We start from the raw sequence: 22,282 nt of genomic DNA, 5'->3' as shown, positions 1-22,282 counted from the left end.
GCTTCAGCAAAAAGGGGACGGTGCATAGGATAACAATGCCCCAGATGCACCAGCCCCCTCATTTATAAAATAGAGCTATTTATTTTCCGTAAACCTTCTTGATCCGCTCCATTGCCTCTTTTGTATTCGCAGTCGTACCAAATGCAGTCAGACGGAAGAATCCTTCTCCATTCTTACCAAATCCGCTGCCCGGTGTGCCGACCACATTTGCCTTGGCAAGCAGATCGTCGAAAAACTCCCAGGATTTCATGCCGTTCGGGCACTGCATCCAGATGTACGGTGAATTTTCGCCGCCGATGTGCCAGATGCCAAGCTCTTTTAAGGTCTCTGTCATGATCTTCGCATTGGTGCGGTATACGTCCAGGTGCTCGCGGCACTGTGCCATGCCCTCCGGTGAAAGAGCTGCCTCTGCGGCGCGCTGTACCGGGTAGGAAACGCCGTTAAACTTGGTTGTCTGGCGGCGCAGCCACATCTTGCGGATGGAAGAACCACCGCGCTCTAATTCAGACGGAACCACGGTATAGCCACAGCGGGTTCCGGTAAAGCTTGCCAGCTTCGAAAGGGAGCAGAACTCGATCGCGCAGGTCTTTGCGCCCTCAATCTCAAAAATACTTCTCGGAAGCGCCGGATCTGCTACGAAGGACTCATACGCCGCATCAAATAAAAGAATCGCATCCTGCTCGTTCGCATAGTCAACCCACTCTTTTAACTGCTCACGGTTGTACACACCGCCAGTCGGGTTGTTCGGGGAGCAGAGATAAATAATATCCGCTTTCTGTCCCTTCGGAGGCATCGGAAGAAAGCCATTTTCCACATTGGCATCCATAAATACGATCTTTCTGCCTGCCATCACGTTCGTATCCATGTAAACCGGGTATACCGGATCCGGGATCAGGACCGTGTTGTCCGCATCAAAGAGATCGAGGATATTTCCGACATCACTCTTCGCGCCGTCGCTGATGAATATATCCTCCGCCGCCACCTCAACCTGGAAGGACGCATAATACTTCTGAACTGCTACGCGCAGAAAATCATATCCCTGCTCCGGACCATATCCATGGAACGTAGCCGCCTTGCCCTGCTCCATAGCTGCTTTTGCAAATGCGTCAGCTGCTTTCTGGCAGATCGGAAGGGTTACGTCACCGATACCCATTTTGATTACTTTTGCCTCTGGATGGGCTTTGGTGTATTCATCTACTTTTTTAGCGATGGTGGAAAACAGATAGCTTTCTTCCAGATTTTTATAGTTTTCGTTGATCTTCATACTTTATTTTCTCCATTATTTTAAGAATTTTTTTCCTTTACCTCCAGAGCCGCTTTCACAAACTCCCGGAAGATCGGATGTGCGCGGTTCGGGCGGCTCTTGAACTCCGGATGGTACTGAACTCCCAGATAGAACGGATGTCCCGGAATCTCCATCGCCTCTACCAGCGTACCGTCCGGAGACTGTCCGGAGAAGACAGCGCCATGCTCCATATAAACTTCCCGGAACTTGTTGTTAAATTCATAACGATGGCGATGTCTCTCCTCGATCAGACCTTTTCCATAGGCTTTCATCATCAGCGTATCCGGACTGATGCGGCACGGATATGCACCCAGACGCATCGTTCCGCCCATGTCAGCCAGATCCATCTGCTCTTCCATCAGAGCGATGACCGGATGCTTGCTGTCCGGCGCAAACTCGGTTGAGTTCGCATCCTCATAGCCTAACACGCCTCTGGCAAATGCGATCGCCGCGATCTGCATACCAAGGCAGATGCCAAAGTACGGGATATTGTTTCTTCTCGCATAATCAGCTGCCGCAATCATGCCCTCGATGCCTCGGATGCCGAAGCCACCCGGCACGATGATACCGGTTGAACCGCCCAGAATTTCCGGCGCTGTCTCCGGAGTGATCGTCTCACTATCCACCCAGTTGATCTCCACCTGCGCGCCATTTTCCCATCCGGCATGGTGCAGGGATTCTACGATCGACAGATAAGAATCGTGCAGTTTGACGTACTTGCCGACCAGGGAAATCTTGACTGTCTTGCTGCTGTTCTTGATTCGGTCCAACATATGTTTCCACTCCGCCAGATCGCACTCTTGCGGCGCTTTCTCGATGCCAAGTTCGCGAAGCACGATCTTGGCAAGTCCTGCTTCTTCCAGCATGATCGGCGCCTCGTAGAGAACCGGAAGGGTCAGGTTCTCGATGACGCAGTCCTCTTTGACGTTACAGAACAGTGCGATCTTGCGGAAAATGGATGGATCGTCCACCGGACGGTCACAGCGCGCCACGATGATATCCGGCATGATACCAAAGGACTGCAGCTGTTTAACCGAATGCTGCGTCGGTTTTGATTTATGCTCGCCGGAAGATTCCAGATATGGAATCAGGGTTACATGGATGAAGAGGCAGTTGCTGCGTCCCGCCTCGCAGGACACCTGGCGGATGGCTTCCAGGAACGGCTGTGACTCAATATCGCCGGTCGTTCCGCCGATCTCTGTGATAACGATGTCCGCATCGGTCTTTTCCTGCACGGAATAGATAAATGATTTTATCTCATTTGTGATATGTGGAATTACCTGTACCGTCTCGCCCAGATATTCGCCGCGGCGCTCTTTATTTAACACATTCCAGTAGACCTTACCGGTCGTCAGATTAGAATAACGGTTTAAATCTTCATCTATAAAACGCTCATAATGTCCCAGATCCAGATCCGTCTCCGCACCGTCGTTTGTTACGAATACTTCGCCGTGTTGATACGGGCTCATGGTTCCCGGATCGACGTTGATATACGGATCCAGCTTCTGCGCTGCTACCTTAAATCCCCGTGCCTTCAAAAGGCGTCCCAGGGACGCTGCTGTAATACCCTTCCCCAATCCTGATACAACACCGCCTGTCACAAAAATAAATTTTGCCATCTGCTTTTCCTCCTCTTCCTTTCTTTAAAATATTAATCCACTTTTTCCGTCATATATGATTCTGTCAAATTTTGCCTTCGCAAAAGATTTCAGCCTGCACGGATTCCGCAACCCTCAAAACGCAGAATCCATGCAGACCATCGTTCTTTTTAGTCGTTCTCATGCTCCTGAAGCACATAACCCGGAATCTGGATTTCTTCCGGTTTTTCCATCTGGCTCAGCTCTTTTCTAGCAGCTGCACCATGTGCAATATGCGCGATGTCCACCAATTCAACGTTGTCCTCGTTGTACTGGCTTTCCAGTGTCAGCGCCAGGACAGCCGCGGTATCAAGCGATGTCAGGCACGGAATACCAAGCTCGACCGCCTTTCTTCTCAGGCGGACACTGTCGCGTCCCGGCTGGCGTCCCGTCTTGGAAGTGGAAATTACATAGCTGATCTTTCCTTCTTCCAGCAGGGAAATGGTCGTCTCCTCGCCCTCTTTGGCTTCCTTCGGCTTCTTGACTAACGTTGAAGAAATGCCGACGCTGTTTAACCGGCTTGCAGTACCGGAGGTCGCGTAGATGTGGAATCCCATCGCCACGTACTCTTTGACCAGCTCGCGCAGGTCGCTCTTATCGGTATCGCGGACACTGATTAAGACGCCGCCCTCGCGCTTCATCGTATATCCGGCTGCTACCAGGCCTTTGAACAGCGCTTCCTCCATCGTCCGGGCGATACCCAGTACCTCGCCGGTCGATTTCATTTCCGGTCCGAGCTGTGTATCTACGTTGGACAGCTTCTCAAAGGAGAAGACCGGAACCTTGACTGCGTAGTACGGAGAGCACGGATACAGACCTGTCTCGTAGCCCATGTCAGCCAGCTTCTCGCCCATCATGATGCGGGTTGCCAGATCGACCATCGGCACGCCGGTTACCTTGCTGATGTACGGCACGGTACGGGACGAACGCGGGTTGACCTCGATGATATAGATCGTATCCTCATGCAGGACATACTGGATATTGATCAGACCTTTCGTATTCATGGACAGCGCCAGACGGATGGAATAGTCCACCAGACGGTCTTTCTGGCTCTCGGTCAGCATAAATGCCGGATATACCGCGATGGAGTCGCCGGAATGGACGCCCGCACGCTCGATGTGCTCCATGATACCCGGAATCAGAACCGTTTCGCCGTCGCAGATCGCGTCGACCTCCAGCTCGGTACCCATCAGGTATTTATCAATCAGGATCGCATTCTCAATCTTGTGTGAGAGAATAATCTTCATATACTCATGAATATCGGCGTCGTTGTACGCGATAATCATGTTTTGTCCGCCTAATACATAGCTCGGACGCATCAGAACCGGATAGCCCAGATGATTTGCCGCCTGGATTGCCTCATCCTCGGTGTAAACGGTCTGACCCGCTGCCTGTTTCATATTTAATTTTTTCAGCAGGGCTGCGAAACGTCCGCGATCCTCCGCCATATCGATGCTGTCTGCCGGAGTGCCGAGAACCGGAATATTGTTCTCTACAAGGCATTTTGTCAGACGGATCGCTGTCTGTCCGCCAAAGGCCACAACTGCGCCGATCGGCTTCTCGATCCGGATGATATCCAGCACATCCTCCGGTGTCAGCGGCTCAAAATACAGACGGTCTGCTACGTTGAAGTCGGTGGAAACGGTCTCCGGGTTGTTATTTACGATGACAACCTCATAACCGGCTCTCTTTAACGACCATACGCAGTGAACAGAAGCGAAATCGAACTCGATACCCTGACCGATACGGATCGGACCGGAACCAAATACCATAACAACCGGTTTTCCGCTTGCATTCTCTTTAATAAATTCTTCTGCCTCATCTTCCTCGCCGAAGGTGCTGTAGAAGTAAGGGGTACTTGCCGTAAACTCAGCGCTGCAGGTATCAACCATGCGGTAGCATGCCGGAACATGCTTGATTTCCGAAAGCCCGGTCATCTCCTTGATGACTGCATCCGGGAATCCGTTCTGTTTGGCTTCCATATAAAGCGCATCGCTCAGAGTCTCAGACTGCATCCGGCGTTCCAGGGACAGGATATGCATCAGTTTATTTAAGAACCACTCGTCGATCTTGGTCAACTCATGAATCTCGGCAACGGTCACGCCGCGCTTGAAGCTCTCATAGATTGCAAACAGACGCTCGTCATCCTGCGCCAGAATTTTTTCTCTCAGCTCTTCCACACTCATCGGCGCCAGTTTCTTCATATTCAGGCTGTTCTGGGAGATCTCCGCGCCGCGGACTGCCTTCATGAGCGCCTGCTCAAAGTTGCGGCCGATCGCCATAACCTCGCCGGTTGCCTTCATCTGGGTACCCAGCTTCCGACGTCCGTAAACGAATTTATCAAATGGCCATTTCGGGAATTTAACCGTTACATAGTCAAGGGCCGGCTCGAAGCATGCCATCGTCTCGCCGGTTACCTCGTTCGGGATCTCGTCCAGATGATAACCGATCGCAATCTTGGTTGCCACGCGGGCAATCGGATATCCGGTTGCTTTCGAAGCAAGGGCGGAAGAACGGGATACACGCGGGTTTACCTCGATAACGGCATATTCAAAGCTCTCCGGATTCAGCGCAAACTGGCAGTTGCAGCCGCCCTCGATGCCCATCGCCTGGATAATATTCAGCGCTGCAGCACGAAGCATCTGGTATTCCTTATCCGCCAGCGTCACAGCCGGTGCGATAACAATGGAGTCGCCGGTGTGGACGCCGACCGGGTCAAAGTTTTCCATCGAGCAGACCGTAATCTCGTTGCCGATGGCATCGCGCATTACCTCAAACTCGATCTCCTTCCATCCGGAAATACATTTCTCAACCAGAATCTGATTGATCGGTGACAGGCGGATACCCGCCTCCGCGATGTTGTAAAGCTCTTCTTTATTTGCCGCAATACCGCCGCCGGTACCGCCCAGGGTAAAGGCCGGACGCACGATAACCGGGTAAGAAATAACCTCAGCAAAATCAAGCGCATCCTCGATGGTGGTGACAACCTTGGACGGAATGACCGGCTCACCGATAGCTTCCATCGTATCTTTAAAGCACTGGCGGTCCTCCGCCTTATCGATGGTCTCCGGGGACGCGCCGAGAAGCGTTACATTGTGGCTCTTTAAGAAACCTTCTTTGGCAAGCTCCATGGACAGTGTCAGTCCGGTCTGTCCGCCCAGGGTGGACAGGATGCTGTCAGGCTTCTCTTTTTCAATGATTCTCTTGACAAATTCCAGGGTCAGCGGCTCGATGTATACGTGATCCGCAATGGCGCTGTCCGTCATGATGGTTGCCGGGTTGGAGTTTACTAAAACGACCTCCAGACCTTCCTCTTTTAAAGCCCGGCACGCCTGCGTTCCTGCATAGTCAAACTCTGCCGCCTGACCGATGACGATAGGGCCGGAACCGATTACCATAACTTTTTTCAGGGATTTATTTAACGGCATGACGCGCCCTCCTTTTTCTTATAATCTCTCATCATCTGAATGAAACGCCCAAACAGCTCTTCCGTATCCTTCGGACCTGCACAAGCCTCTGGATGGAACTGGACGGTAAATGCCGGCATATCGTGGTAGGTGATGCCCTCGCAGGTGCCGTCGTTGACATTGATAAATGTCTCCTCCGCGCCCTCCGGCAGCGTATCGCGCAGTACCTCATAGCCGTGGTTCTGGCTGCTGATGTAGACGCGTCCGGTCGTCAGATCCTTGACCGGCTGGTTCGCACCTCTGTGACCGAATTTCATCTTTCCAGTCTTCGCGCCCTTGGCAATCGCCAGCAGCTGGTGTCCCAGGCAGATGCCGAACATCGGTTTTCCAGACTTCGTAATCTTTCGGATCTCCTCGATGATCTCCGGGTTGTCCTCTGGGTTGCCCGGACCGTTGGAAAGCATGATTCCGTCCGGATTCATCTTAAGAATCTCCTCCGCCGTCGTACCTGCCGGAAGGTCAGCCACGCGGCATCCGCGTCTGGTCAGCTCGCGGATGATATTTTCCTTTGCGCCAAAATCCCAGAGCACAATCTGGAACTCTTCTTTCTCATCCGCCGGTTTGATCTCACATTTCTTTGGTGTAACGGTTTCAACCGCCTTTGTAATGTGGAAGTTTTTCACTTCCTCCAGCTTTTTCGCATCATACGGCGGCTTCACCTCGGTCAGCCAGCCGTTCATCGAACCGGATTCACGAATGGTTTTTGCCAGCTTTCTCGTATCGATTCCATAGACGCCCGGGATGTTTCTTTCTTTAAAAAAGGTGTCAAGATCCCCACTGCATCTGAAGTTGGAAGGTTCCTGACACCACTCTTTTACGATATAGGCTGATAAATATACCTCTTCATTCTCGAAGTCCTGCGGAATCACTCCGTAGTTTCCGATTAACGGAAATGTCTGAACGACAATCTGTCCAAAATAGCTGGGATCTGTGATCGTCTCAAGGTATCCTGTCATACCGGTTGTGAATACGACTTCTCCGGTCACTTCACGTAAAGGAGCGCCAAAGCTTTTTCCCTCAAAATAGTCGCCGTTTTCCAACAGAAGATATACCGGTTTCTCCATCTGGTCACCATTCCTTTCTCTCTCGTACCCTGCCTTCTCAAACCGCTTCGTCGCCAGACCGCTTTTTCCGGTATTTGGACGATTTACCGCTTCCGTTTACATAGGATGTATGCGGCAGCTGGCTCTTTTTACTGTCTGTTCCGGCAGTTTACTTTTTCATTCTCAATAACCTTACATTTGAGCAAATCTGTTTTCCTTAGATGCTTTTTTCACATCATTACAGACACATTTTATAAATTGTCTGATTATGCAGAAAAAGCGTCCATGAGCCTAAGCCCATGAACGCCCTTGTTCATATTCTGAAAGATTATAGCATAGTAAAGTTCTATGCGTCAAGAGATTTTTTATACATTTTTATGCTCTTTATGCGTTATTTATGTATTTTTATGCATTCCTGTGTTTCTTGCTTTAAATGTAATAGCTGGCTTCCGTATTTTTTTACTGCAAAAAATTAAAGTCTTGATGGGAGTCTTCTCGACTGAAATAAATGCTTGTTCTTATGCCTGTTTCTTTATATAATAAGAACAGGCATTTTTGATTTAGGAGGTATTTTTTTATGGATAAAATTACCAGTTTTACTATCGACCATCTGAAACTGCTCCCTGGCGTCTATGTATCCCGCAAGGACCGCGTGGGCGATCAGGTCATCACCACCTTTGATATCCGCATGACACGTCCAAACTATGAGCCGGTCATGAATACTGCCGAGGTTCACACCATTGAGCACCTGGCTGCCACCTGGCTGCGAAATAACGAGGAATGGAAAGACCGCGTCCTCTACTTCGGACCGATGGGCTGCCGCACCGGCTTCTACCTGCTTCTCGCAGGCGACCTGACATCCGAGGAGATCGTTCCGCTGATGAAGGGGCTCTTTACTTTCATGCGCGACTACAAAGACGAGGTTCCGGGTGCTTGTGCAAAAGATTGCGGCAACTACCTCGATATGAACCTGCCGATGGCAAACTGGCTGGCTGACCGCTTTCTGCGCGAAGTCTTAGATGGAATTGGTCCGGAGAGACTGGTTTATCCGGAATAAAAGACAAGAATAGCAGGCGGTATGCTTTGAAACACAAAACCCCCAGATGCTGCAGCATCCGAGGGGTTTTATTCTATATATTTTCTATTTTCCCTATTTTCTTGCATCCGCAGCCGCTGCATGTCCAGATAATCCTTCTCCATGCGCCATACGCGATACAAGCGGTGCGATACGCGCGGATGCCTCCGGGGTCATGCTCTGATGGGTACAGGTCTTTAAGAATGTACCAACCCAGACACCGCCGGTATAACGTGCCGCCCGAAGAGTCGGAAGTGTATGGTTGGTTCCGGAAGCATAATCACCAAATACCTCCGCCGTATTCTGGCCGATAAACAGGGAACCGTAATTAACCAGCTTCGGAATCAGTGCATCCGGATCTTCCACGTTGATCTCCAGATGCTCCGGTGCATACTCATTCGCATACTGAACTGCCTCGTCCAGGCTGTCTACCACACCGATCTCTCCAAACGTATCCCAGGACTGTCTCGCAATCTTTGCCGTATCCAGAATCTTCAGCTCTTCCTCTACCGCCTCAATCACGCTCTTTCCAAATGCCTCATCGGTTGTCAGAAGAATGCCTTTCGCATTGACATCATGCTCGGACTGTGCCAGCAGATCTGCCGCTACCACCTTCGCGCTCGCTTTTCCGTCCGCGATTACCAGGACCTCGCTCGGTCCGGCTACAAAGTCGATGCCGACCTGCCCGTAGCACTGACGTTTCGCCTCGGTTACGAAGCGGTTACCCGGCCCTACAATAATATCCACCGGCTTGATGCTCTCAGTTCCATAGGAAAATGCTGCGATCGCCTGTGCACCGCCCAGTGCGTAGATCTCATCCACGCCAGCCAGATCCATCGCTACCAGCGTCCTGGCATTGATATGACCCGTTCCACGCACTACCGGAGAGCAGGCGGTGATACGTTTTACTCCCGCTGCCTTCGCCGGAGTCGCTAACATCAGTGCCGTCGAATACAGTGGATAATTGCCGCCCGGCACATAACAGCAGCAGGACTCCACCGGAATGATGCGGTGTCCTAAAAAGACTCCCGGCTCCGGGCTGAAATTGTCAAGGGGTTTCACTGTCTGCCTCTGCGCGTTCGCAAATGCCTCAATATTGTGATGCGCCGCTTTCAGATCCGCCAGCTCCTGCTCGCCCAGCTCCTTATAAGCCGCATCAATCTCCTCCCGGCTGACCCGCAGCGATTCACGGGTACATCCGTCAAACTTCTCATTGTACTCCCTCAGAGCCGCGTCCCCGCGCCCCCGGACCTCACCAATAATCCCCGCCACGGTCTCTCGCAGATTCCGATTATCTTCCTCGCTTCGAACCTGTGCTTCTTTTATAATCTTGATCATACGTTCTGCCTCTCTGTATAAGTTTTATCATTTTTTCCAAGTATACCACAAGTCTTTTTATTTTGCGATACAAAATAAACCTATCCAGCACATCTGAAACCAGAACGTTACTGTACACGGGTAGGCACTTTTGGAACCGAAAGTGCCGTAAGAAAACGTGGTGGCAGCAGGAATTTGCCGTATTTAAATGCGAAGCCACGGCAAATTCCGTTACTGGGCACGTTTGCGTGAACAGTAACACCAGAACAGGATCACACTTTTTCTCTTAGACAACCGTCTCAATATTCTTAACCACAAATCCCTCTTTTTCAACCGCTTCCTGCAGCTTCGCATCGTCCACGCCATTCTCATAGAACACTCGGGCAATGCCTCTGTCTACGTCCGCATCTGCACGGATGACGCCGTTCTGGGCGGTCAGGGCTTTTTCAACGGATTTCTTGCAGTTTGCACAGTGCATACCCTCGATCCGCATGATCTTGGACGGGGTACCCGCTGTAACCGCTTTCTTGGAAAGATCTTCGCCGCGCGCACCAGCATTCCCATCGCTGCCGCAGGAACCGCAGCTTCCACCGGAGCATCCGCAGCATCCGCCGCCCTTTCCCGTGTAATGACGGATCGCCGAACGTAATGCCAGCAAAAGCAAAATCGCTACTACAATTAAAATTCCAATATCAATCGGTCTCATACGTTATCGTCCTCTCTTCTCTGACTTTTCGATGAATGGCTTCGGAGTATCTTTTTTATTTTATCATACACACGACAGATAAAATATCCTACAAAATAAACTACCAGAAAACCAATCACACCATAAAACATGGATCCAGATGAATCCCCCATCTATGCTTTCTCCTTTTCTTTTTTGAAATCGAATAAAACTGCCTCCAAACAGCAGACTTTCATCCTGCTATCCGAGGCAGCCTTATAAAGGATTAATTTTATCACTTATGATTACAGGCACCTGCCGATGCCCGGTCAGCGGAAACGCAAAACCACCGGCCGGACGGCAGAACCTGTTTTATTTTTCATTTAGAAACTAACTTATGAAGCTGCCTCTACAGAGCTTCTTGTGTAGCTCTTCTGATCCTTGTATGGATCCGGACGAAACAGCATGAACAGCATGAGTACAAGAAGGACTGCTGCCACGATAGTCCATACGTTGAATGCAACTGCGCCAAGTACCAGACCACCTAACTGATATACAATCAGGGATACAGCGTAAGCGAAGAGATTCTGATACAGGATAGCGAACCAGAACCATTTTCTGGACTGGAGCTGCTGTGCCATCGTTGCGATAGCTGCCAGACACGGAGAGTCAAGCAGGTTGAACAGCAGGAATGTAAAGGCTGCGATGGTTGTCGGGAACCATGTCTGGATTGCTGCTGCTACGACATCGGTCTCCTCAGACAGATCCTCGGATACATTTGCCAGAACGCCCATGGTGGAAACGATAGCCTCTTTTGCTGTGAAACCAGTGATGGAAGCTGCAACCGGCTGCCACTCGCCGAAACCAAGCGGACGGAACAGGATTGCGATAGCGCCGCCCAGCATAGCCAGGATAGAATCAGCAGATTCTTCTACCAGACCAAATCCACCGTCTACAAATCCGAAGGAGGACAGGAACCACATAACAACGCAAGCCAGGAACAGGATTGTACCAGCCTTGATGATGAATCCCTTCAGACGCTCCCAAACATGAAGGAGAACGGTCTTAGCGGACGGAATGTGGTACGCCGGAAGCTCCATAACGAACGGAGCTGGTTTGCCGGAGAACGGTTTGGTCTTCTTTAACATGATCGCGGATACAAGAACCGCAACGATACCTACAAAGTACATGATCGGAGCCATCATAGTAGCCAGATCCATGTCGCCGCTCATATAACCAGCCATAACGCCGCCCATCAGAGCGATAACCGGCAGCTTCGCACCACACGGAACGAAGGTTGCTGTCATGATGGTAAGACGTCTGTCGTTGTCCTGCTCGATGGTCTTAGACGCCATGATACCAGGAACGCCGCAGCCAGAAGAAATCAGCAGCGGGATGAAGCTCTTACCGGACAATCCGAAGTGACGGAATACACGGTCCATAACGAATGCGATACGTACCATGTAACCACAATCTTCCAGAATGGAAAGGAAGAGGAACAGGATAGCCATCTGCGGAACGAAACCAAGAACGGCACCAACACCGCCGATGATACCATCCACTACAAGGCTTACAATCAGGTCAGAAGCGCCTGCTGCTGCCAGTGCATCGCCAGCCCAGCCCTGAATTGCGCCAACAAATGTATCATTGGTCCAGTCTGTTACGAATGTACCAACCGTAGTAACGGATACATAGTAAACCGCCCACATAACAAGAACAAAGATCGGAATACCAAGTAAACGGTTGGTTACGATGCTATCGATCTTATCCGAAAGACTCATCTTCTGAGCCGGTTTCTTTACGGTCTCCTCGATAACCTTCTGGATGTATACATATCTCTGGTCAGTGATAACGGACTCAGCGTCATCATCAAACTCTTTCTCCAGCTCCTTGGTGTAACGGGAGAAACGGTTGTCTGCACTAAGACCAAGCTGCTCTGCAACCTTGCTGTCGTTCTCAAGAATTTTGATTGCATACCATCTCTTCTCTGCATTCGGAATGCTGGACGGAAGCTCTGCCTCGATTGCGCTTACTTTATCCTCTACACCGCTCTCGAAAATAGCACTTACAGTGCCTGCAGCATGGCTCTTTGCAACCTTGATTGCCTCTGCAATGACTTCCTTCAGACCGGTTTTCTTCAGCGCGGAAGTCTCGATGATCGGGCAGCCAAGTTTCTTGGACAGTGCCTTTACATCAATGTTAATGCCGTTCTTCTTCAGAAGATCGCACATATTTAAAGCGATAACAACCGGAATACCTGTCTCGATCAGCTGTGTGGTCAGATACAGGTTACGCTCAATGTTGGTTGCATCGACTAAGTCTACGATGACATCCGGATTCTCTTTTAAGATAAAATCACGGGTTACAACTTCCTCCAGTGTATACGGAGAAAGGGAATAAACTCCTGGAAGGTCCGTTACATTTACCTCTTCTCCCGAAGCATCTTTTAATTTACCGGTTTTCTTCTCAACTGTAACACCCGGCCAGTTACCTACATACTGGTTTGCACCCGTCAGTGCGTTAAACATGGTTGTTTTACCGCAGTTCGGGTTACCCGCCAAAGCAATATGAATTGCCATTTTTCATCCTCCTGCTTTTTTAATCAAACTTATTAAACTGTCTGAACATCTACGCACTCAGCATCGGCTTTACGAAGTGAAAGCTCATATCCACGAATCGTAACCTCTACCGGGTCGCCCAGCGGAGCTACTTTTCGAATAAAAATCTCGCTTCCCTTCGTGATGCCCATATCCATGATGCGGCGTTTGTATGCGCCTTCGCCATGAATCTTGACAACTTTGACGGTAGATCCAACCTGTGCATCTTTAAGCGTCATTCTCTGTTCCTCCTAACCATTCCAATTTTTTACTCGGGATTCCGTCTGCTTTTCTACCATACAACCTGCTCCGGAATATCCCCATTCCCTTGTCTTAGACCAGAATGTGTCTTGCCTGATCCTTATTTATAGCCACTCTGGACTCCTTTACGTGAATAATCACGTCTCCGTCCAGCTGGGTTATCAATTTTACTTCGGTTCCCTCGTTAAATCCCATGGATTTTAAATGAGAACGAACCTCTGTGTTTCCGCTGATCTTTTTGATCGTATAGGCGGTTCCTACGGTTGCCATCGAAATCGGCATTGCTCCCTGCATACGATTCTCCTTCCTCTGTTTTTCCACCTTCTGCCCGTCATGATGTCTCACTTGGCGGAAACGGCTGTTTTCATCTGCCGGTAATCTAATTGATTCGCGTACATTAATTTTCATTAGTGCCTGCTAACAGTTGTTAGAGAGAGCTAATTTTCATTAGATGAGACTAATTTTCATTAGTTTCTCCTAACCCATACATAAGGTTAGCACATGCTAACTTTATTGTCAAGTTTTTTTGCCTGACCTGGAAATAAAAAAAGGGCGTGTTTTACGCCCGAAAATTGTCAAAAATTCCTATAGGATAAAAGTCATCCCAGCCATTTTCCCACAAAATACAGCGTCAAAAGATGCGCCGGATAATAGACATAAAAGAAGGAACGAAATCTGCTCCGACCTCTGGAGCCATCATATAACATGAAGCAGACGGCCGTGAGCGCCAGCACCCAGAGGGGTTCCTGCCACGCGAACGCTCCGATGAGGACGGCAACGATTATCTTCATAAACACCCCTGCCGTTTTCTCATGAAAAAGAATGTTCCTTGGCACGTTAGTGCCTTTTTGTGTAATAGGGAATTCCAAGGAATTTCCTATTACACAAAAATAAAATGCCAGCACCATTCCCATCCCCCATGCGCCGCCGTCTGCTCCCGCCGCTTCTGTCAGCGTACAGAACACTGCCGTTAGCACCAGCTTCTCCCAGATACCGTTTCCATACCGCTCTAACAGCTCCATCGCAACCAGCGCCAGAAAAAAGGTCAGGCAGACATTCTGGTGCTGTGCATCCATCCACCGTCCGGAAAATGCCAGATCATACGGAATCTCCGACACAACCGCCGCCAAAAGCAGCCTCCGTCCATAACATCTGCGATCCCGCGTGTGAAAAAAACCTTCTACTAATAAAAAGGCGAACAATGGAAACGCCAGATCCCCAAATGTCCGGAATCCCGGAACCGGTCTGCAGATCACCGCAATGTGGTCTGCCGTCATCGCCAGGAGTGCTAAATATTTAAGGGCGGAGGCGCTGAGATGGAGGCGGGTTAAAACCACTCTTTCCATCCCCTCTGATTTCTCATTCTGCTTTTCCTTGATTCGATCTTTTATCGCACTCTCCTCCCTTCGTTTCCTGTCCATTCTATCTCTATTCCATCAAATTATACTGAACATTTCACCCGCTGTCCATCCGCACTTTTCCATTCCCTTTTTCTCCATCTCCCCTATTTTCCCATTCTCATTTTCCACTCTTTCTCCCCATCTTTTTTCTTTATTTTCTCTAATAAAAAATGTAGTTTTTTCTTATAAATAAAGGCTTTTCGGCACTTTTCCGCGTCTTTTTTACACTAATTTTACATTTTATTTGACAAACGAAAAACCGTGTTATATTCTGTAAATGGTGCTGGTGCGAGATCCTGCTGAAAAAGCAAAAATCCCGCACCGCTCTTCATTTTAAATACTAAAAAATACACGGACAAAAGAGGTAGAATCTCATGGCAGGTTTAGATATTATTTGCATTGGCGCTATCAATTATGACTATATGTTTCACTGCACCGGGCTCGATCTGGTGGAGACATCCGCCGGTGGAGGCGACGAGAACTTAAGCAACCCGATTTCCGATGTGGAAAACGATATTCAGGAGCTGGCGATAAAAGGCAAGGAATACACAACCCAGATCGGCGGTTCTGCTTTCATCACCCTGAAAGTGGCAAAGCATATTCTCCCTAACCTGCAGGTCGCTTACGTCGGCGTGTGCGGCACGCCCAGTCCATTCGATCTGCGCTTCGGCAAGACAAATGACATTGACGCCGAGCTGGCGCACCTGGATAACCGTGACTGGCTGTTTACCACGCGCGAGCGCTTCGACGATCCATATTCCAAAGCGATTGCCAAATCGATTGTCCGCCTTTATAATCACACGCGCAATTGCATCAAGATCGCGCCGTGTGCCAACAACACTCTCTTAGACCGCATCCATGAACAGGAAGCCCGGACGGGAACCACACTGGCGGAGTACCTCGCGCAGGCCCGCTGGATCCACCTATCATCCCTGTCTGATTTCGACCAATTCGAGGCAATCATGCAATCGGTCATCCAGGCAAAACATTTAAATCCTGCCATGAAAGTCAGCATGGATCCTGGTTTTGAGTATACATCGCTGCGCCGTGAGCGCTTACAGCCACTGATCGCATATGCCGATTATGTTTTCTTAAATAAATCCGAAAAGAAAAACCTCGGCTTCAATGCCCGCAGCGCCCGTCCGCTCTACGCGAACCTCTGTGAGTATTTTTCTGCGATCAACCCGGATCCCACCCGCACCCTCATTGTCAAGCACGATGACCGCCATGAGCTGATCCATTTTAAGGACGGCGTATGTCAGATCCGCACAGTCCGCCACAAAAAGCTCTACCAGTACCAGCTAAACAACGATACCGGCGCCGGTGATTCCTTTGCCGGCGGTTTCATCAGCGGTATGCTCGATGATCGGCTCAATTCGGATATCGCTGAGCCGATCCAGCTCGGTGTTCTGGCTGCCAAGGGACGGATGCGTAGTTTTGATTATGAGAACCCGTATCTGAATATACAGAAATTGACCGATGCTTTTTTCGAAGCTCTATAATATTTTTTTCAAGTGCTGTTAAATAGCGCAGAGTGAATTGCAGCCATCATTTCAGGAGAAAAGTACGTTACTTTTCTCCTGTTTATCCTTATATAATTATATATATAATGTCTGTACACATCTAAAAACTTCTTTCATATATTAATATCAATTTGATATTGATTTTGGAGATCCCATGATCCGCCTCAGCCTATGTATGATCGTCAAAAATGAAGAAGCCGTTTTGACGCGTGTTTTAGCATCTGCCATACAATTTGCGGATGAAATCCTCGTCGCCGACACCGGTTCCACCGATCGAACTGTAGAAATCGCCCGGCAATACACCAAACATATTTATCACTACCCGTGGAACGATGATTTCGCCGCCGCGCGTAATTTCATCTGTGAAAAGGTCACAACCGAATACTGGATGTGGCTCGACGCCGACGATGTCGTTCCCGCAGAATCGATTACAGCGATTTTAAAGTTGAAAGAAACTTTAAGCAAATCCCCGCAGCCCGACGTTGTCATGATGAAATACATCGCTGGATTCCAGCCGGACGGCACACCTGCATTTACCTACGATCGCGAACGGATTCTGCGAACGGACCGGCATTTTCGCTGGAAAGGACGCGTCCACGAAGCCATCGCGCCACGCGGCAGAATTCTCTATTCTCCTATTCAGATCGAACACCGGAAGCCTGCTTCCGCTCTCACCCATTCTGACCGGAACCTGAAAATCTATGAAACAATGCTTGCAGACGGCGAACTGCTCGATCCGCGCCATCAATACTACTACGCCCGCGAACTCATCGACCACAAACAATACGAAAAAGCCCGCCCGGTTCTGGAACATTTCCTAAACGAACCGGACGGGTGGTATGAAAATAAGGCGGACGCCTGTCTGCTTCTGGCGCGCTGCCATGAAATGCTCAGAAATACGGCTGCCAGCCAGCTTTCTCTGTTCCAGAGTTTTCTCTACGACCGCCCACGTGCTAAAACCTGCTGTGAGATCGGACGGTTGAAACTTTCCCTCGGAGAAATTTCCCAGGCTGTTTTCTGGTACCAGCTTGCCCTCAAAGACCGACCAGAATATCATCCAAATGCCTTTATCGAAGCCGATTACTATGATTTCATTCCTTTAATCCAGCTCTGCGTCTGCTATGATCGGATGGGAGACTATGATAAGGCACTGTATTATCATAAGGAAACGAAAAAAATCCGCCCGGATTCTTCGGCGGTTTTGACAAATGAAGAATACTTTCAAACCATATCCTCAAACCATAAAACAAACGGATTACCTATCTTGTGACATTCGCTCCGACCTCTGCAGTGGTCTGAGCAGCGGACTGGGAGTCGTTCCATCCAGCGGCATCCACACTTTCTACATTCATTCTTACCGTCTTCCACACTTATAATATTCCACAGTTCCCAACCCTCAATTTCCCCGCCCCTTTCTGCTAATGCACATCTCTTTCATCGCACACATATACTACATCAGGATGGATGTCCTAAATCTGGAAAGGAGTTTTTTATGTTTCGTCATTCATGTAATTTTCCCTACTATTTTGATGATAGTGACTATGAAAATAACGGCTATGGGCGCTGCGGACGCGATCGCGGCTGTCCCGGTTCTTTTGAACCCTACAACTGCTGTCGTCCCGGTCCCATAGGACCACGCGGCTGCCCCGGACCGATCGGACCTGTCGGTCCCACTGGTGCTGCCGGACTCGATGGACTGGACGGCGCTACGGGTCCGGCTGGGCCGACTGGTCCGACCGGGCCGACTGGTCCGACCGGGCCGACCGGCGCTACCGGTCCTGCGGGTCCAGCTGGGCCGACCGGCACTACCGGGGCTGTTGGTCCGACTGGGCCGACCGGCGCTACCGGCGCTGCGGGTCCGGCTGGGCCGGCTGGCGCTGACGGGGCTGCGGGCGCTACGGGTCCGACTGGGCCGGCTGGCGCTGACGGGGCTGCGGGTCCGACTGGGCCGACCGGGGCTGACGGCGCTACCGGCCCAACTGGCGCTACAGGAGCTACCGGCGCTGCGGGTCCGACTGGCGCTACAGGTCCTACCGGCGCTGCAGGAGCTGTCGGCGCTACAGGAGCTACCGGCGCAACGGGTCCTACCGGCGCTACAGGTCCTACCGGTCCTACCGGTCCCGCCGCCACCGTTACCGCCGCTGCTCCCGTCGCAGATGCAACAAGTGCTGAAGATGTCGTTGAACGCTTCAATGAACTTCTTGCCAACCTGCGTGCCGCCGGACTTCTGGCAACCGACAATGCGTAAAAGGCTGAAATTCTGTGAAAAAGAATGTACCTTGACACATTCGGGCGTCTCGCGCGGTCGCTTGCGACATGTTTCTGCTTCGCGCGAGTACGCATCCTCGCGGAGCGTTTGTTGTTTCATAGAACGCAATTTCCTATGAAACAACAGAAAAACCCCGGAAACCTTACGGTTCCGGGGTATCTCTTACGTCTGGACACAATGCGCTTCCTGGAAGCGACTTTATAATATATATACGGTACATCTTCTTGCCTGCTGCGCATACAAGAAGCACCTTTGTTTAATTCATTGATTACTCGATGATAGTAGCAACTCTACCAGATCCTACTGTACGGCCGCCCTCACGGATAGCGAAACGAAGACCCTGCTCCATAGCTACCGGATGAATCAGCTCTACAGTCATCTCTACGTTGTCGCCCGGCATACACATCTCGGTACCAGCCGGTAACTCACAAACGCCTGTTACGTCAGTGGTTCTGAAGTAGAACTGCGGACGATAGTTGTTGAAGAACGGAGTATGACGACCACCCTCGTCTTTTGTCAGAACGTAAACCTGAGCAGTAAATTTCTTATGGCATTTTACAGAGCCCGGTTTAACCAGACACTGACCACGCTGGATGTCAGTTCTCTGAACACCACGAAGCAGAGCACCGATGTTATCACCAGCCTCAGCCTGATCAAGCAGCTTACGGAACATCTCGATACCAGTTACAACAGTCTTACGAGTCTCCTCGTGAATACCAACGATCTCAACCTCATCGTTCAGTTTCAGAGTACCACGCTCAACACGGCCGGTAGCAACAGTACCACGACCTGTGATGGTGAATACGTCCTCGATTGGCATCAGGAACGGCTTATCAGTAGCACGTACCGGATCCGGAATGTAGGAATCTACAGCGTCCATGAGCTCCATGATCTTGTCGCCCCACTCGCCGTTCGGATCTTCAAGAGCCTTCAGAGCAGAACCCTGGATGATCGGTGTGTCATCGCCCGGGAACTCGTACTCGTTCAGCAGGTCTCTGATCTCCATCTCAACCAGCTCAAGCAGCTCCGGATCGTCTACCATATCGCACTTGTTCATGAATACTACGATGTACGGTACGCCTACCTGACGGGAAAGCAGGATGTGCTCTCTTGTCTGAGCCATAACACCATCGGTAGCAGCTACAACCAGAATAGCGCCATCCATCTGAGCAGCACCAGTGATCATGTTCTTAACGTAGTCAGCATGTCCTGGGCAGTCAACGTGTGCGTAATGTCTCTTCTCTGTCTGATACTCAACGTGTGCAGTAGAGATAGTAATACCACGCTCTCTCTCTTCCGGAGCTTTATCGATATCCTCGAAGTTCTCAGCTGTGTTACCAGCTACTCTTGCAGCCAGAACTTTTGTGATAGCTGCTGTCAGGGTTGTTTTACCATGGTCTACGTGTCCGATAGTACCAATGTTACAATGCGGTTTAGTTCTTTCAAACTTTGCTTTTGCCATTTTAAGACGTCCTCCTTAATTTACACCCAATACGGGTATCTCAATTTATGTTAGGCTGACTCTAATTATATTCGATTAGAGCCGTTTTTTCAAGCCTAATATTGCTTTTCCGGGCAGTTATCTGCCCGGAAAAGGCAATATAGTTACATTTTTAATTATTTCTCAGCTTTTCCAGCAAGAACTTTCTCCTGAACGCTCTTCGGAACCTGCTCATATTTCTCAAAGAACATGGAGTAGTTACCACGTCCCTGAGTTCTGGAACGAAGGTCGGTAGAATAACCGAACATCTCTGCCAGCGGAACATAAGCCTTAACCAGCTTGCCGCCGCCGATGTCTTCCATACCCTCGATACGACCACGACGAGAGTTGATATCACCGATGATATCACCCATATACTCTTCCGGCATGGTTACCTCAACCTTCATGATCGGCTCAAGCAGTACCGGGTTACCTTTACGCATAGCATCCTTGAATGCCATGGAACCTGCGATATGGAAAGCCATCTCAGAAGAGTCGACCTCATGGTAGGAACCATCGTATACGTCAGCGTGAACGCCGAGTACCGGGAATCCGCCGAGGATACCTGCCTTAGCAGCCTCTTCGATACCTTCGCCTACAGCCGGGATGTACTCTTTCGGGATAGCACCGCCGACAACGCTGGACTCAAACTTGAAGGTCTCTTCGCCGTTCGGATCCATCGGAGTGAAGTGTACCTTACAGTGACCGTACTGACCACGACCACCAGACTGTTTTGCATACTTGCTGTCTACATCTACAGCCTTTGTGAAGGTCTCTTTGTAAGCTACCTGCGGAGCACCTACGTTAGCTTCAACGTGGAACTCACGAAGCAGACGGTCTACGATAATCTCCAGATGGAGCTCGCCCATACCAGCGATGATTGTCTGACCAGTCTCTTTGTTTGTATAAGCACGGAAGGTCGGATCCTCCTCTGCCAGTTTTGCAAGAGCCTCGCCCATCTTGTCCTGACCAGCTTTGGTCTTCGGCTCGATAGCGATGTCGATAACCGGCTCCGGGAACTCCATGGACTCCAGGATTACCGGATGCTGCTCATCACAGATAGTATCACCTGTGGTGGAGAACTTGAATCCGATCGCTGCTGCGATATCACCGGAGTAAACCTTTTCCAGCTCGTGACGCTTGTTGGCATGCATCTGAAGGATACGTCCAACACGCTCTTTTTTGTCCTTTGTTGCATTCAGTACGTATGAACCGGAGTTCATAACACCTGAGTACACACGGAAGTAAGCCAGCTTACCTACGAACGGGTCGGTCATGATCTTGAATACAAGAGCAGAGAACGGCTCTTCGTCGGAAGAATGTCTTACAGTCTCGTTGCCATCCAGGTCAACACCCTTGATCGGCGGGATGTCGAGCGGAGACGGCATGAACTCAATGATTGCATCCAGGAGCTTCTGAACACCCTTATTTCTGTATGCAGTACCACAGCATACCGGGATTGCCTGACACTCGCAGGTTGCTTTTCTTAATACTTTCTTTAACTCATCTACAGACGGCTCTTCACCCTCAAGGTAAGCCATCATCAGATCGTCGTCCAGCTCGCAGATCTTCTCTACCAGCTCGGTGTGGTAAAGCTCAGCGTCATCCTTCATATCCTCCGGGATATCAAGGATGCTAATGTCCTCACCCTTATCATCATTGTAGATGTATGCTTTCATCTCGAACAGGTCGATAATTCCCTTGAAATCATCTTCCTTGCCGATCGGAAGCTGTAAACAGATAGCATTCTTACCAAGTCTGGTCTTGATCTGCTCTACACAGCCATAGAAGTTTGCACCCAGGATATCCATCTTGTTGATGAATGCCATACGCGGTACATTGTAGGTATCAGCCTGACGCCATACGTTCTCAGACTGCGGCTCTACACCACCCTTAGCACAGAATACACCTACAGCACCGTCCAGTACACGCAGGGAACGCTCAACCTCAACCGTGAAGTCAACGTGTCCTGGAGTATCGATGATGTTGATACGATGCTCCAGAGCGCCTGGTTTCGGTTTGCATTTTTCCTGCAGAGTCCAGTGACAGGTTGTCGCTGCAGAAGTGATGGTAATACCTCTCTCCTGCTCCTGAGCCATCCAGTCCATGGTAGCAGTACCTTCATGAGTATCACCGATCTTATAGTTAACACCAGTATAATACAGAATACGCTCAGTAGTGGTAGTCTTACCAGCATCGATATGAGCCATAATACCAATATTTCTGGTTCTCTCTAACGGATATTCTCTTCCAGCCAAAGCTTT

The 22,282-nt window shown here is 50.0% G+C and carries 16 protein-coding genes; 4 read left to right on the top strand and 12 right to left on the bottom strand.

Features of this window, described 5'->3' with window-relative positions; translation table 11 throughout:
- Nucleotides 1–79: 79 nt before the first annotated feature.
- The 4 genes from DWX68_RS09360 to DWX68_RS09345 form a co-directional block, all read right to left on the bottom strand.
- A complete protein-coding gene (locus DWX68_RS09360) occupies nt 80–1,264 on the bottom strand; it encodes an LL-diaminopimelate aminotransferase (RefSeq protein WP_107000653.1) in 1,185 nt (394 codons plus the stop codon).
- 20 nt (nt 1,265–1,284) lie between these two features.
- Nucleotides 1,285–2,904, bottom strand: a complete 1,620-nt coding sequence (locus DWX68_RS09355; protein ID WP_117796271.1) for a CTP synthase — start codon at nt 2,902–2,904, stop codon at nt 1,285–1,287.
- A gap of 149 nt (nt 2,905–3,053) precedes the next feature.
- On the bottom strand, nt 3,054–6,350 hold the full coding sequence (carB, locus tag DWX68_RS09350; RefSeq protein WP_118629201.1) for a carbamoyl-phosphate synthase large subunit: 3,297 nt from the start codon (nt 6,348–6,350) through the stop codon (nt 3,054–3,056).
- Nucleotides 6,341–7,453: a carbamoyl phosphate synthase small subunit gene (locus tag DWX68_RS09345; protein ID WP_118629199.1), complete on the bottom strand. Its 1,113-nt coding sequence runs from the start codon at nt 7,451–7,453 to the stop codon at nt 6,341–6,343. Before DWX68_RS09345 ends, carB begins: the two co-directional genes overlap by 10 nt.
- Nucleotides 7,454–8,009: 556 nt before the next feature.
- Between DWX68_RS09345 and DWX68_RS09340 the strand changes: the two genes are divergently transcribed.
- Nucleotides 8,010–8,489, top strand: coding sequence for an S-ribosylhomocysteine lyase (locus tag DWX68_RS09340; protein WP_022359008.1), 480 nt, complete (start codon nt 8,010–8,012; stop codon nt 8,487–8,489).
- 93 nt (nt 8,490–8,582) lie between these two features.
- Here DWX68_RS09340 and hisD read toward each other — a convergent pair whose 3' ends face one another.
- The 6 genes from hisD to DWX68_RS09310 form a co-directional block, all read right to left on the bottom strand.
- The gene (gene hisD / locus DWX68_RS09335; RefSeq protein ID WP_333549070.1) at nt 8,583–9,845 is read right to left on the bottom strand and encodes a histidinol dehydrogenase; all 1,263 of its coding nucleotides are present in this window, start codon (nt 9,843–9,845) and stop codon (nt 8,583–8,585) included.
- Nucleotides 9,846–10,110: 265 nt separating this feature from the next.
- Complete coding sequence (locus DWX68_RS09330; protein ID WP_107000658.1) at nt 10,111–10,530, bottom strand: heavy metal-associated domain-containing protein; 420 nt, start codon at nt 10,528–10,530, stop codon at nt 10,111–10,113.
- A 353-nt stretch (nt 10,531–10,883) separates the two neighbouring features.
- On the bottom strand, nt 10,884–13,067 hold the full coding sequence (gene feoB / locus DWX68_RS09325) for a ferrous iron transport protein B (protein ID WP_118523906.1): 2,184 nt from the start codon (nt 13,065–13,067) through the stop codon (nt 10,884–10,886).
- A 32-nt stretch (nt 13,068–13,099) separates the two neighbouring features.
- Nucleotides 13,100–13,324: a ferrous iron transport protein A gene (locus tag DWX68_RS09320; protein ID WP_022359013.1), complete on the bottom strand. Its 225-nt coding sequence runs from the start codon at nt 13,322–13,324 to the stop codon at nt 13,100–13,102.
- Between the two features lie 94 nt (nt 13,325–13,418).
- A complete protein-coding gene (locus DWX68_RS14920) occupies nt 13,419–13,754 on the bottom strand; it encodes a FeoA family protein (RefSeq protein ID WP_242995768.1) in 336 nt (111 codons plus the stop codon).
- Between the two features lie 191 nt (nt 13,755–13,945).
- Nucleotides 13,946–14,767, bottom strand: coding sequence for a TraX family protein (locus DWX68_RS09310; protein WP_118524391.1), 822 nt, complete (start codon nt 14,765–14,767; stop codon nt 13,946–13,948).
- Nucleotides 14,768–15,120: 353 nt separating this feature from the next.
- On the opposite strand from DWX68_RS09310, the gene DWX68_RS09305 reads away from it, so the two are divergent.
- The 3 genes from DWX68_RS09305 (at nt 15,121) to DWX68_RS09295 (ending at nt 18,517) form a co-directional block, all read left to right on the top strand.
- Complete coding sequence (locus DWX68_RS09305; RefSeq protein ID WP_107000661.1) at nt 15,121–16,248, top strand: carbohydrate kinase family protein; 1,128 nt, start codon at nt 15,121–15,123, stop codon at nt 16,246–16,248.
- 175 nt (nt 16,249–16,423) lie between these two features.
- Nucleotides 16,424–17,539 (top strand): glycosyltransferase family 2 protein, encoded by a 1,116-nt coding sequence (locus DWX68_RS09300; RefSeq protein WP_118629197.1) that lies wholly within the window; start codon nt 16,424–16,426, stop codon nt 17,537–17,539.
- Between the two features lie 222 nt (nt 17,540–17,761).
- Nucleotides 17,762–18,517 (top strand): hypothetical protein, encoded by a 756-nt coding sequence (locus DWX68_RS09295; RefSeq protein ID WP_147354948.1) that lies wholly within the window; start codon nt 17,762–17,764, stop codon nt 18,515–18,517.
- Between the two features lie 289 nt (nt 18,518–18,806).
- On the opposite strand, the gene tuf is transcribed toward DWX68_RS09295, so the two are convergent.
- Together tuf and fusA are read right to left on the bottom strand one after the other, a co-directional pair.
- Nucleotides 18,807–20,000, bottom strand: coding sequence for an elongation factor Tu (gene tuf / locus DWX68_RS09290; protein WP_107000672.1), 1,194 nt, complete (start codon nt 19,998–20,000; stop codon nt 18,807–18,809).
- Between the two features lie 155 nt (nt 20,001–20,155).
- On the bottom strand, nt 20,156–22,276 hold the full coding sequence (gene fusA, locus DWX68_RS09285) for an elongation factor G (protein WP_118629195.1): 2,121 nt from the start codon (nt 22,274–22,276) through the stop codon (nt 20,156–20,158).
- Between the last annotated feature and the right edge of the window lie 6 nt (nt 22,277–22,282).

Origin of the sequence: Clostridium sp. AF20-7 (genome assembly GCF_003479275.1) — a bacterium.
GTDB classification, from domain to species: domain Bacteria; phylum Bacillota; class Clostridia; order Lachnospirales; family Lachnospiraceae; genus Otoolea; species Otoolea fessa.
Note: the sequence above shows the minus strand (reverse complement) of the source record. Positions and strands in the feature narration are given on the sequence as shown.

Coding starts and splice junctions, on each gene's coding strand:
- tuf (WP_107000672.1), bottom strand. CDS start 20,000: ATGGCAAAAGCAAAGTTTGAAAGAACTAAACCGCATTGTAACATTGGT.
- DWX68_RS09360 (WP_107000653.1), bottom strand. CDS start 1,264: ATGAAGATCAACGAAAACTATAAAAATCTGGAAGAAAGCTATCTGTTT.
- DWX68_RS09310 (WP_118524391.1), bottom strand. CDS start 14,767: ATGGACAGGAAACGAAGGGAGGAGAGTGCGATAAAAGATCGAATCAAG.
- DWX68_RS09340 (WP_022359008.1), top strand. CDS start 8,010: ATGGATAAAATTACCAGTTTTACTATCGACCATCTGAAACTGCTCCCT.
- hisD (WP_333549070.1), bottom strand. CDS start 9,845: ATGATCAAGATTATAAAAGAAGCACAGGTTCGAAGCGAGGAAGATAAT.
- DWX68_RS09295 (WP_147354948.1), top strand. CDS start 17,762: ATGTTTCGTCATTCATGTAATTTTCCCTACTATTTTGATGATAGTGAC.
- DWX68_RS09320 (WP_022359013.1), bottom strand. CDS start 13,324: ATGACGCTTAAAGATGCACAGGTTGGATCTACCGTCAAAGTTGTCAAG.
- DWX68_RS14920 (WP_242995768.1), bottom strand. CDS start 13,754: ATGAAAATTAATGTACGCGAATCAATTAGATTACCGGCAGATGAAAAC.
- carB (WP_118629201.1), bottom strand. CDS start 6,350: ATGCCGTTAAATAAATCCCTGAAAAAAGTTATGGTAATCGGTTCCGGC.
- DWX68_RS09345 (WP_118629199.1), bottom strand. CDS start 7,453: ATGGAGAAACCGGTATATCTTCTGTTGGAAAACGGCGACTATTTTGAG.
- DWX68_RS09300 (WP_118629197.1), top strand. CDS start 16,424: ATGATCCGCCTCAGCCTATGTATGATCGTCAAAAATGAAGAAGCCGTT.
- DWX68_RS09355 (WP_117796271.1), bottom strand. CDS start 2,904: ATGGCAAAATTTATTTTTGTGACAGGCGGTGTTGTATCAGGATTGGGG.
- DWX68_RS09305 (WP_107000661.1), top strand. CDS start 15,121: ATGGCAGGTTTAGATATTATTTGCATTGGCGCTATCAATTATGACTAT.
- feoB (WP_118523906.1), bottom strand. CDS start 13,067: ATGGCAATTCATATTGCTTTGGCGGGTAACCCGAACTGCGGTAAAACA.
- DWX68_RS09330 (WP_107000658.1), bottom strand. CDS start 10,530: ATGAGACCGATTGATATTGGAATTTTAATTGTAGTAGCGATTTTGCTT.